Annotated in this window: 8 protein-coding genes and 1 pseudogene; 4 read left to right on the plus strand and 5 right to left on the minus strand. The window is 66.7% G+C overall.

The features are described 5' to 3' along the window. Positions 1–292 precede the first annotated feature (292 nt). The 3 genes from ACFYOH_RS43660 to ACFYOH_RS43670 all read right to left on the minus strand — a co-directional run bounded on the left by ACFYOH_RS43660 (position 293) and on the right by ACFYOH_RS43670 (position 3,036). Entirely contained in the window at positions 293–508 is a 216-nt protein-coding gene (locus tag ACFYOH_RS43660) for a hypothetical protein (RefSeq protein WP_388637656.1), read from the minus strand. A 378-nt stretch (positions 509–886) separates the two neighbouring features. After that, entirely contained in the window at positions 887–1,840 is a 954-nt protein-coding gene (locus ACFYOH_RS43665; RefSeq protein WP_388637659.1) for a hypothetical protein, read from the minus strand. Between the two features lie 5 nt (positions 1,841–1,845). After that, positions 1,846–3,036, minus strand: a complete 1,191-nt coding sequence (locus ACFYOH_RS43670) for an epoxide hydrolase family protein (protein ID WP_388637662.1) — start codon at positions 3,034–3,036, stop codon at positions 1,846–1,848. A 674-nt stretch (positions 3,037–3,710) separates the two neighbouring features. Here ACFYOH_RS43670 and ACFYOH_RS43675 point away from each other — a divergent pair. Both ACFYOH_RS43675 and ACFYOH_RS43680 read left to right on the plus strand, forming a co-directional pair. Continuing rightward, positions 3,711–6,485 (plus strand): AAA family ATPase, encoded by a 2,775-nt coding sequence (locus ACFYOH_RS43675; protein WP_388637665.1) that lies wholly within the window; start codon positions 3,711–3,713, stop codon positions 6,483–6,485. A 102-nt stretch (positions 6,486–6,587) separates the two neighbouring features. Continuing rightward, positions 6,588–7,709, plus strand: a complete 1,122-nt coding sequence (locus tag ACFYOH_RS43680) for an IS630 family transposase (protein WP_388637667.1) — start codon at positions 6,588–6,590, stop codon at positions 7,707–7,709. 29 nt (positions 7,710–7,738) lie between these two features. On the opposite strand, the pseudogene ACFYOH_RS43685 reads toward ACFYOH_RS43680, so the two are convergent. Next, a pseudogene (locus ACFYOH_RS43685) lies at positions 7,739–8,835 on the minus strand (TIGR03619 family F420-dependent LLM class oxidoreductase). Further along, a complete protein-coding gene (locus ACFYOH_RS43690; RefSeq protein ID WP_388637670.1) occupies positions 8,754–9,629 on the minus strand; it encodes a reverse transcriptase domain-containing protein in 876 nt (291 codons plus the stop codon). The pseudogene ACFYOH_RS43685 and the gene ACFYOH_RS43690 overlap by 82 nt, the downstream one beginning before the upstream one ends. Positions 9,630–10,284: 655 nt before the next feature. Here ACFYOH_RS43690 and ACFYOH_RS43695 point away from each other — a divergent pair. Together ACFYOH_RS43695 and ACFYOH_RS43700 are read left to right on the plus strand one after the other, a co-directional pair. Further along, positions 10,285–10,665: a transposase gene (locus tag ACFYOH_RS43695; RefSeq protein WP_388637673.1), complete on the plus strand. Its 381-nt coding sequence runs from the start codon at positions 10,285–10,287 to the stop codon at positions 10,663–10,665. Positions 10,666–10,793: 128 nt separating this feature from the next. After that, positions 10,794–11,207, plus strand: coding sequence for a transposase (locus tag ACFYOH_RS43700; RefSeq protein WP_388637675.1), 414 nt, complete (start codon positions 10,794–10,796; stop codon positions 11,205–11,207). Positions 11,208–11,286: the final 79 nt, after the last annotated feature.

The following is an 11,286-nucleotide window of genomic DNA, read 5'->3' on the forward strand; positions in this document are numbered from 1 at the left end:
TGATCTCAGCGCACCCGGCATCGACCAGAATTATCCATCAGATTTCCCCATGGGTGAATCATATACGAGCGAAAACCAAGCCGACGAATAACTGAGCCCATTCCAACTTCAGGCGACAGTCGATCAGCGCCATGTCACGGACATCTGGTAGACCCTGGCTATGACGTTCTTGGCGGTGGTCGAGGGTGATGCGGGCGGTTGAGGCGTCCCCCGGAGTGTGGACACGGGGGTTCATGCTGCGAGTGAGGCTGATCCTTTGGAGTGGACACCCTGACAATGGATCGCCCTGTGTCTACAGGCCCAAGTCGAGTGCCAGGCAGGAGTAGTGCTTGAATGCGCCCTCCGGGTCGTAGATGTTCGCGGTCTGCCCGGGCACCGCCACGACTTCCTGGGTCATGTCCTCAAAGCGAATACGCTCGGGGAGCCGGCCGAACCGCGCGCGGCGTATCGCGTCGTCGGTGTCCCTGGCATTCACGGGGCTCAAGGGGCTCACGGGGTTCACGGCCATCCTCTACCTCATACTGTTCGCGACCTGTTGGTCGATTTCTGTGTGTTGTGCGATATCGGGCGCGTTCCGCTCGGAGCGGTTCTGAAGAGTGGCGGCGCCTTGGGCCCACCGTCCGGAACTGTTTCGGCTCTCGTCGTTGTCACTGGACTTCACCTGCTGGCCGGAATGGGCCGGTAGGCCAACCGACCGTTTCGGATAACGTGGGCGTTTCGCATCGCTGCTGTCTCCGCCCATTGCCGAATGCGATGTTCGGTGGATCGGTTGATCGGCCACCCGTACGACATGCGGGAAGACCTGGGATGGTCGAGCAAGGGGGCGCGGTGGTCGCCATGAGGGCTCCGGAACTCATGCGGGAAATCTTGAACCGTGACACACGCGTCAGCCGAATGTGAAGGCGTATGCCTCGGCGCCCGGTCGCAGGAACGTTACTTCCAGGGTGCGTTCGTGAACGGAGTCGGCTTCACGGATGAGTTGGTAGAGGCGCCCCTCGCGGAGCAGGCCACGGCCCGCCTCATCGACGTCGACGCCGTGGGAGGGTCCAGGCGGGCGGCCGTCGACGCGGACGTGGAACGGGATCGGGTCGGGCGATCTGGTGCACAGCACCAGGTTGGCGTCGCGCGCGTGGAAACGGCAGACGATGCGCCCGCCAGCCTCGTTCAGTACGACGCTCTCGACGCCGACGGTCCACTGCCCCTCCATGGCCCATGCGTTGAGGCCGAGGTACTCGGGAACCTCGTAGAGGAACGGCTCGTCGAACGCCAGGCCGTCGGGCGAGGCCAGGTTCTCGCTGCGCCCATAACCCAGATACGTCTCCGGTGAGCGCAGACGACGCCAGTCTGCCTTGGCCTCGACGCCGAACCCCGTCACGGATCCGGAGACGGGCTTGCGGTCGACTCCGAGCAGTCGTTGCAGGAGGCGTTCGGATTTGGTGTAACTCCCCTCGCCGAAGTGCCGGCCGCGGACCGTGCCGTCGGAGTCGACGAAGTAGAGCGCGGGCCAGTAGTGGTTGTCGAACGCGTTCCAGATGGCGTAGTCGTTGTCGACGGCGACCGGATAGTCGATGCCGCGGTCGGCTACGGCGGTCCGCACGCGGTCGACGTCGTACTCGAAGGAGAACTCGGGTGTGTGAACGGTGACGACCACCAGGCCGTCGTTGCGGTACGCCTGCGACCAGGCGCGCGTGTAAGGCTGGGTGCGCAGCCAGTTGATGCAGGTCAGCGTTCCGAAGTCGACCAGGACGGTGTGGCCGCGCAAGTCAGGGCGGCCGAGCGGCTCGGTGTTGAGCCACTCGGCCGCCCCGGCGAGCGAAGGCATGTGGGGGCCCTTGAACATGTTGGCTACCGCAGGGACCGGAATCCGGCGCGGAGTTCGTCGACGAACAGTTCGGGCTGCTCCCAGGCGGCGAAGTGGCCCCCCTTGGAGACCTGGTTGTAGTGGATGAGGTTGGGGTACGCCTCTTCGGCCCAGCTCCGCGGTGCCTGGTACAGCTCGTCGGGGAAGACGCTGACGGCGGTGGGCAGTTTCACGCCCTTCACGCTGAAGAAGGGAGCGGTGTTCTCTGCGTAGAGGCGCGCCGCGGAAATAGCGGTGTTGGTGAGCCAGAACAGCGTGGCGTTGTCGAGGACGTCGTCGCGCGAGAGGCCTTCCTTTACGCCGGCGAAGGCGCGTGAGATCAGAGCGAGGCTCTTCGCGTCGTGGTCGAGCAGGAACGCGGCCATGCCGACGGGGGAGTCGGCCTGTGCGGCCAGAGACTGCGGGCGTGAGGCCATCATGTAGGCGTAGTAGACGTGCCGGTAGACGAAGTCGAGCTGTTCGACGGCACGCTTCTGCTCGTCGTCGGCGAGAACCGTGTCGTCCGGGAGGGGGGTGCCGGCGATCAGAGCCAGTTCGATGGCGGGCGGGATCACCTTCGGCATGTTGGTGTGGATGCCGACGAGCCCTTCGGGTTCCTGGACGCCCATGGTGTCGGTCACGACCGCACCCCAGTCGCCGCCCTGAGCGACGTACTTCGTGTAGCCGAGGCGCTTCATCAGTTCGCCCCAGGCGCGGGCGATGCGCTCAGGACCCCAGCCCTTGGCTGTGGGTTTGCCGGAGAACCCGTAGCCCGGTAGGGAGGGGATGACCACGTCGAACGCGTCGGACGCATCGCCGCCATGTGCGGTCGGGTCGGTCAGCGGGTCGATGATCTTGATCTGCTCGATGACCGATCCGGGCCAGCCGTGGGTGACGATGACGGGCAGCGCGTTCTCGTGGCGGGAGCGGACGTGGATGAAGTGGATGTCCAGCCCGTCGATCTCGGTGACGAGGTGCGGATAGGACTTCAGCTTCGCCTCGATCCTGCGCCAGTCGTACTCCGTGCCCCAGTACTCGGCGAGGGCCTGCAGCGTGGCGAGCTGGGTGCCCTGCGACTGGTCGTCGACAGTCTCCTTCTCGGGGAAGCGTGTCGCCCGGACGCGAGCGCGGAGATCATCGAGCTCCGCGTCGGTGAATTCGAACGTGAAGGGCCGGATGGCTGTGTTGCCGGACATGAGGGTTCTCCTTGACGTAGGTCATTTTCTCTTTGAACTGTGTAAAGGAGTGTTCTTTCCCTGGGCGCGGGGCCAAAAATCTGAGGGCCATTGCGCCGATTCGGGCCTGCACTGGGGTCTGGCAACAGCATGAAGGCACCTACAGACCGCAAGCACCCGCATTTGCTGTGAACTATGTGTTGCATCTCACGGAGGCAGAACTCGGTCTGTTATTTCCTCTGGGCGGCGGTGATCAAGCATCGGGCGTTGCCCATGCTGGCTGAGACTCGGCAAAGATATCCACCGACGAGGTTCCTTCACCCCCGGGAAAACCCCCGGGTTTCGGCCCTGGGTGTGCCCGAAGTTGCTGGTGGTGCTGGATTCCGGCGGGTTGCAGGCATGTACAACGGGTCCCGCCCGCCGGTGGCGACCAGAGGGCAGGGCCTGTCAGGACGTCACAAAGATTCGACGCGTCTCTCGTATGCGACAATTCAGGATATAACTCTAAACTCTTGGAACGTACCGATAAAACGATCCGTACGCAAGTGACTCCAGTACGTACGCAGCGTCTCTGGAGGCTGTGACGTAAAATCGGATACGTTGTGAGGTGTGCGGCTCCGGGTGATATCTGTTGAGCGAATGAATAGCCCGTGCGAGCTTCACCCTGGCCGCGCCTCCGACAAGGACTGTTGACCATGGGTGGAGCTGCTGTGAAGGCGTTGCAGGGCCGGGGTCGTGAAGTTCAGGCACTCGAGGATGCCGTGGTCCGAGCCCGGGGTGGCACAAGCGCGGTCCTGGTCCTGCGAGGCGATGCGGGCATCGGCAAGACGGCGCTCCTGGCTTACGCGGGCGAGGCGGCCTCTGGATTCAGAACCCTCGCGATCACCGGTGTCGAATCGGAGATACACTTGCCTTTCGCAAGCCTGGAACAGCTCTGCACGCCCCTGCTGAAGGGGCTGGACGCCCTGCCCCGGCCGCAGGCCGATGCTCTGTCCGTCGCGTTCGGGCTGTGCGCTGGCGAGGCGCCGCACCCGTTCCTGGTCGGGCTCGCGGTCCTCAACCTGCTGGCGAACGCCGCCGACGGCCAGCCCACGGCCCTGCTGATCGACGACACCCACTGGATCGACGAAGAATCCCGCCAGGTGTTGGCCTTCGTCGCCAGGCGCATCAAGGCCGAGTCACTTCTCATGATCTTCGCGGAGCGCGAACCGGGCCTTCCCGAACTGGCGGACCTGCCGGAGCTCAGCGTCCATGGCCTGTCAGAACCGGACTCCCGCGAGCTGCTCGGCGCCACTCTCCACGCGCCGCTCGACCCACAGGTCCGCGACCAGATCGTGAAGGAGGCCCAAGGCAATCCGATGGCCCTGCTGCAACTGCCGCGCGCCGGGCTCACGGATCTCGCCGGCGGCTACGCGCAGCCCGGAACGCAAACCCTGGCCAAGAACCTCGAGGACGCGTTCCACCGCCGGTTCACGTCGCTGCCCCAGGAAACGCAGCGCCTGCTGGTCATCGCCGCGGCCGATCCCACCGGCGACGCGGCCCTCCTGCGACGGGCTGCGGCGGCCCAGCAAATTCCGGCGGACGCGGCAGCCGCGGCCGAAATCGCGGGCTTGGTCGAGATCGACGGCCGGGTGCGGTTCCACCACCCGCTGGTGCGTTCCGCGATCTACCAGAGGACGCTGCCGCCGGAACGCAGGGCAGCCCATCAGGCGTTGGCGGACGCTACCGACGCGCGGTTCGCCCCCGACCGGAAGGCCTGGCACGGGGCCCAGGCCGCGAGCGGACCCGACGAGGAGATCGCCCAGAGCCTCGAGGCATCTGCCGACCGTGCCCAGAGTCGGGGCGGAGCGGCCGCCGCGGCGGCGTTCCTGCGTCGTTCGGCGGAGCTGACGGCCGATCCCGCCAGACGCGTTTCCCGCGCGTTGGCCGCCGCCCAGTTGGACATCGACGCCGGCGGTGCCGTCCAGGCCCAGAACATGGTGGCGCTCGCCGAAGGCGGCCCCCTCGACGACCTGCAGCGCGCCCGCCTCGAGCGGCTGCGCGCCCGGCTGATCTTCTCCCAGGTCCGTGGCAGCGCCGCCCCCAAACTCCTCCTCCAGGCCGCACAACGCCTCGTTCCCCTCGACGCCGCCCTGGCCCGCGACACCCTCCTTGAAGCCGTCAACGCTGCGGTCTTCGCCGGCCATCTGAGTGAGGGGCTCCAGCAGCGCACCGTCGCCCTCGCGGCTCGCAGCGGCCCGCCCGCCTCCACACCGCCGCGCACCGTCGACGTGCTCCTGGACACCATGACCAACGTGCTCGTCGACGGCTACGCGGCCAGCGTCGACAGCCTCCGCAACGCACTGCAGGTCGTCAGACGCGATCAGCGGTCGGAGGCCACCGACATCGAACGGCGCTACCTCTGGCTCGCCTGCCCCGTCACGCCCGAACCGCTTGCCCCCGAACTGTGGGACGACGAGGCATGGCACACGCTCGCCGCCGATGCCGTACGTATCGCCAGGGAGACCGGAGCTCTGTCCGTCCTGCCGATGTCCCTGACCTACCAGGCGAGTTATCACGTCCACGCCGGGAACTTCACCACGGCGACGGCGCTCATCGACGAGGCCTCCGCCATCTCCCAGGCCGCCGGCAGCCCACCGATGATCTACCCCGCTCTACTGGTCAACGCCTGGCAGGCAGAGGAGTCCGCGGCTCTGGACGTCATCCAGACTGGGATCAAGGACGCCGGTACCCGCGGTGAAGGACGGACGATCAGCTTCGCCGAGTACGCCACGTCGGTGCTGTACAACGGGCTCGGACGCTACGACGCTGCCCTGACGGCAGCTCGCCGTGCCTGCCAGTACGAGGACCTGGGCTTCTATGGTTGGGCGCTGCTCGAACTCGTGGAAGCCGCTGCGCGCAGTGGACAACCCGGGGCTGCGACGGAGGCCATGGCGGCGCTCACCGAACGCACCACGGCCAGTGGCACCAACTGGGCGCTGGGCACACAAGCGTGCGCGCGCGCCCTGCTCACCGAGGACCACGACGCCGACGCCCACTACCAAGAGGCCATCGACCGCCTCAGCACCACCAGGATCGCCACACAACTCGCCCGCACCCGGCTCCTGTACGGCGAGTGGTTGCGCCGACAGGGCCGCCGCCGTGAGAGCCGCGCCCAACTCCGCGCGTCCTACGATTTCCTGCACAGGATCGGTGCCGCTGGCTTCGCCGAACGCGCCCGCCGGGAGCTTCTCGCCACAGGCGAGCCGGTCCGCAAACGCACGTCCGGGACCATGGCCGGACTTACCAGCCAGGAGGCCCATATCGCCAAGCTCGTCAGATCCGGCCTCAGCAACGCCGAAATCGCCGCGCAGATGTTCATCAGCCCCCGCACCGTCGAATGGCACCTCGGCAACGTCTTCAGCAAACTGGGCGTCGCCTCGCGAAGCCAACTGCGCTCCCTGGCCAGCCCCTCACTCCAGGTCGAATAGCTCGAGCAGTGCTCCCTAGTGCTCTGACCAGGAAGGTTCACCGGGTTGGTGGTCGTGGCGGTTGGATGTGCGGTGAGGTCCGATCCGATCGCTGGAGGTGCGGTGGCCGAGCCTGTGCGTGTGCGCAGACTGACCGACCAGGAGGGGCAGCGGCTGCAGCAGATTGTGCGCCGGGGCAGCACCAACTCGGTGCGATACCGGCGGGCGATGATGCTGCTGGCCTCGGCCGGCGGCAACCGGGTGCCCGTGATTGCAAAGCTGGTGCAGGCCGACGAGGACACCGTCCGCGACGTGATCCATCGGTTCAACGAGATCGGTCTGGCCTGCTTGGACCCTCAGTGGGCGGGAGGCCGCCCCCGCCTGCTCACCCCTGACGAGGAGGACTTCGTCGTCAGGACGGCCACCACTCGCCCGGTCAAGCTCGGCCAGCCTTTCACCCGCTGGTCGCTGCGCAAGCTCGTCGCCTACCTGCGGAAAGTCCACAGCCGGGTCATCCGCATCGGCCGCGAAGCATTACGCCGCCTGCTCGCCCGCCGCGGGATCACCTTCCAGCGCACCAAGACGTGGAAGGAGTCCCCGGACCCCGAGCGTGACGCCAAGCTCGACCGGATCGAAGAGGTGCTGGACCGCTTCCCGGACCGGGTCTTCGCCTTCGACGAGTTCGGCCCGCTCGGCATCCGCCCCACCGCAGGCTCGGGCTGGGCCCAACTACGGCGTCCCGACCGGCTGCCCGCCACCTACCATCGCACCCACGGCGTCCGGTACTTCCACGGCTGTTACTCGGTCGGCGACGACAGCCTGTGGGGCGTCAACCGCCGCAAGAAGGGTGCCGCGAACACGCTGGCCGCGCTGAAGTCGATCCGCGCCGCCCGACCCGACGGCGCACCCATCTACGTGATCCTGGACAACCTGTCCGCCCACAAGGGCACCGACATCCGTCGCTGGGCGAAGAAGAACAAGGTCGAGTTGTGCTTCACCCCGACCTACGCCTCCTGGGCGAACCCCATAGAAGCCCACTTCGGACCGCTGAGGCAGTTCACCATCGCCAACCCCAACCACCCCAACCACACCGTCCAGACCCGCTCCCTGCTTGCCTACTTGCGCTGGCGCAACGCCAACGCCCGCCACCGCGACATCCTGGCCGCCGAACGCAAGGAACGCGCCCGAATCCGCAGCGAGAGAGGCATCCGCTGGGGCGGACGCCCCGTCGCCGCCGCGGCCTGAGCGACCCGGCCAATCTTTCCGGTCACGCCTCAGGTGAGTTGTGGCGCGACCTCGGCTGCGATCCATTCCATCGCGTCTCCGACATGGGCAGCCGCGACGGGCAGCCACAGGGTGCAGGCAGTGAGTCCAGCCTCGGCGAGCTGTCCGAGGTCGTCGGTGACGCTCGCTGCTGTGGGCGTGACGCCGCCGAGTGGCCGTCCCGGTGGTGGTACGGCCGCGGGGACGCCGGGTAGGGTGAGGAATGCAGCCGAGGCGAGGATGAGCCGGTCGGCCTCCCCTGCGTCAGTTGAGAGTTCGTGCAGCCGGCGTCGCACGTCGGTGACCTCCGCAGGGTCGGCGCCGGTGCCGTACCAGCCGTCGCCGAACCGCAGCACGCGGCGCAGGGCGGCGTCGCTGTGCCCACCGACCCACACGGGCGGGCCACCTGGGGTGACCGGAGGAACTCCCAGATGCGCGGCGCGCAGTGTTGTGAACGGCCCGTCGAAGTCTGCGGGCGCCGCGTCCACAGGGCCTTGGCGGTAGCGAGGTGGTCGTCGGTGCGTGCGCCGCGCTCGCGCGCGGGTACGCCGACAGCATCGAACTCGTCCGGGTTCCAGCCGGTGCCGACGCCCAGGATCAGGCGGCCGCCGGACACGACGTCCAGGGTGGCCGCTTGGTTGGCGAGCACCAGCGCTGGGTAGTACGGCGCGACGAGCACGGACGTCAGCAACCGTAGGCGCGTCGTGGCGCCCGCGACGGCCGACAGCAGCACGAGCGGGTCGGTGTCGAGGCCGAACCCGCTGTCCAGGAGTCGGTTGCCGACCGCGACGTGGTCGAAGCCTAAATCCTCGACGAGTTCGGCGGTCCGGTTCATGTTGTCCGTGAGCTCGGCGTCTAGGGTGAGGATCCTCTTGGCGAGCCGGATGGCTTCGCGCCGGGCGGTGGTGGTTGCCAGGCCTTCCTCGCGGGGGCGCCAGCGGGCGATCTCGTCGATCTTCTTCGCGCCGACGGGACGCCGGGCGTCGATGCCGAGGTCTGCGACGCGGACGAGGGCGGTCAAGGCGTTCACGGCCCGGGTCCGCTCGCCGGTGAGCTCGTCCCGGGCGGTGAGGAGGATCTGGGCTGCCGCCCGGACCCCTTCGTCCATCCGCGGGGCACGCAACACCCGACCTGCTCCATCCTGTCCACCAGCGCGGCCAAGACCTCCCTGGCCTGCCGCTCGGTGACGCAGTGGATCACTGCGTCGTCCGCGTAACGCTCGAACCAGACACCCGGATACTCCAGGGCCAGCCAGGTGTCGAACGCGTAGTGCATGAACAGGTTCGCCAGCACGAGCGAGACCGGAGCCCCTTGCGGGGTTCCCCGGTCCCGGACCAGCAGGCTGCCGTCAGGCTGCTGCATCGGCGCTTCCAGCCACCTCCGCACATACAAGATCACCCAAACGGCGTCGGTGTAAGCTTCCACCGCCTTGACCAGGAGGTCCCACCGGACGCTGTCGAAGAACTTGGCGACATCGAGGTCGATGACCCAGTTCCGTTTCCAGCAGCGGTCCCGGCAGCGTGCGACCGCGTCCAGCGCCGATCGTCCGGGCCGGTATCCATACGAATCCGGATGGAATACAGGCTCCACCCGGCGCATGAGATGCCTGGCCACCACAGTCTGCGCCACCCGGTCAGCCACACAAGGAATCCCGAGGATTCTTGTCCCTCCGCCATGCGGCTTCGGAATCTCCACCGCGCGCACCGGCCGCGGAAAGTAAGACCCCGACGACATCCGGTTCCAGACCTTGTAGAGGTTGCCCTTCAGGTCCTTCTCGAACTCGTCAAGAGACTGCCCGTCCACTCCGGGAGCGCCCTTGTTCGCCCTGACTTCCTCCCACGCCTCCTTGACTTCCCACTTCGAAATCTCAAACGACTTGGCCTGTGACTTCAACTGGTCCACCGAATTCCTCCCGGGCACAGCCCGGTTGACGCGATCAACTCAGCCACGAACGACCCGGCCCCTTCGCTCCGCCCCCGTTACAGGGGCTTCACCACTACTACGAGCCGGTCCGCCGGCGCACCTGGCCTCGGTACTCGATCCCTTGCAGTGTCGGCTGCTTGGGACACTCCCTCCCACCCGCTGTCCAGACGGGCAGCGGCAAGGCACGCCTTCTCCTGTTCCATGCGGAAGCCGCAGACTGGGCTCACGTCGCCTGCATGCCGGACACCGCCTGGCCAGTAAACGGGCACCCGCCAGACATATCCCGGGATTGGGTATACACCCCGGTTTTGATGTCACCTTTGACTCTTACGATACGTCAGCAGCGATTCACTTGCGTTCGTCTTCCCGGTCCCCACCTGACGCCTCTTACGACGCCTTTTCCTCGTCGCTCACCACGACGGTCTTCAGCCAACGCAGCACGAGGTGGTTTGAAGCCTCCCCCCGCAGGGCGACTTCGAAGGACCAAACAACCTTCGTCTTCCGCACAGCAGCACTTCAAGAACTGCTCCTACAACCAGCTCCATTCATGTTCAGGACACAAATACCGGGAGCCCCTGGGCCCACCGATCCTACGAATGACCAGCGGAAACCCACACTTGAAAGGTAGGACTCCATGATCTTGGAAGCCCGTGCCTGCCATGTTCCGGACACCACCGAGCTGACAGACCGCCATGAACCGGGCCCCGCACGACAACGCCGAAGCCCTGAGCAACAGCCCCCCGAGTGGAAGACCCGCTACGCGGTCCGCTCCGGAGTGGAAGGCACCGTCAACGAGTTCGCCCACGGCCACGGCATGCGACGCTGCCGCTACCGAGGACAGCCGAAAGCACACGTCCAACACGTGCTCACCGCCATCGCCGTGAACATCGAACGGCTCAGCGGCCGGCCGGAGACCGCGGACACCTCTCCACAGAGACCGCCGACCGCCTTCCAAACCTTCCTGGACCAGCGGGGAATCCCCCGCTCAAAGTCCCGGCGCACCCTCGGCACCTGACCTCAACCATCCAAGATCCCCGACAGACACGGCAGCTGTAGTTCTTGATCGTTGATGTGTTCGCGCAGGTCAGGAAGCTGCCCGGGTGCCAGAGGGCATGGGAACGACCACCGTGATCATGAACGTTTGTGAAGACGATCAAGGATCAGGTGGCCGTAGAGGCCACGATAGCCCAGCAGGCGTGGACGACGGCGTTCGGGGCGGCGTTGGGCGAGATCGCGGACTGCTTCCCGCGCCCAGAACCGCGGCTGGTGGCGCGGGAGATGACCGAAGCGATGCTGATGGAGCTGGATGCCCGCAACTGCTGGACACTCGCTGAGGCTCTCGGCCACAGCGGCCCACACCGCCTGCAGCAATTCCTCTCACGCTCCGGCTTCGACCACGACCTGGCCCGTGACCGGCTCGCTGCCTGGACGGCAGGTGAACTCGCCGACGACAACGCGGTGCTGATCGTAGACGAGACCGGCGATGAGAAGTCCTCCACCGATTGTGTCGGGGCGGCGGCCCGCCAGTACTCCGGGGCACTCGGGGCCTGTTTCTGAATAACTGTCAGGGTTGATCTTTCGGATGGTCCTCGTCAGGCAAGCGCACTCGAAGCTGTTCGAGGGTCCGGGCGGGCGA

The sequence above is a fragment of the Streptomyces sp. NPDC007856 genome, from assembly GCF_042868225.1.
Classification (GTDB): Bacteria; Actinomycetota; Actinomycetes; order Streptomycetales; family Streptomycetaceae; genus Streptomyces.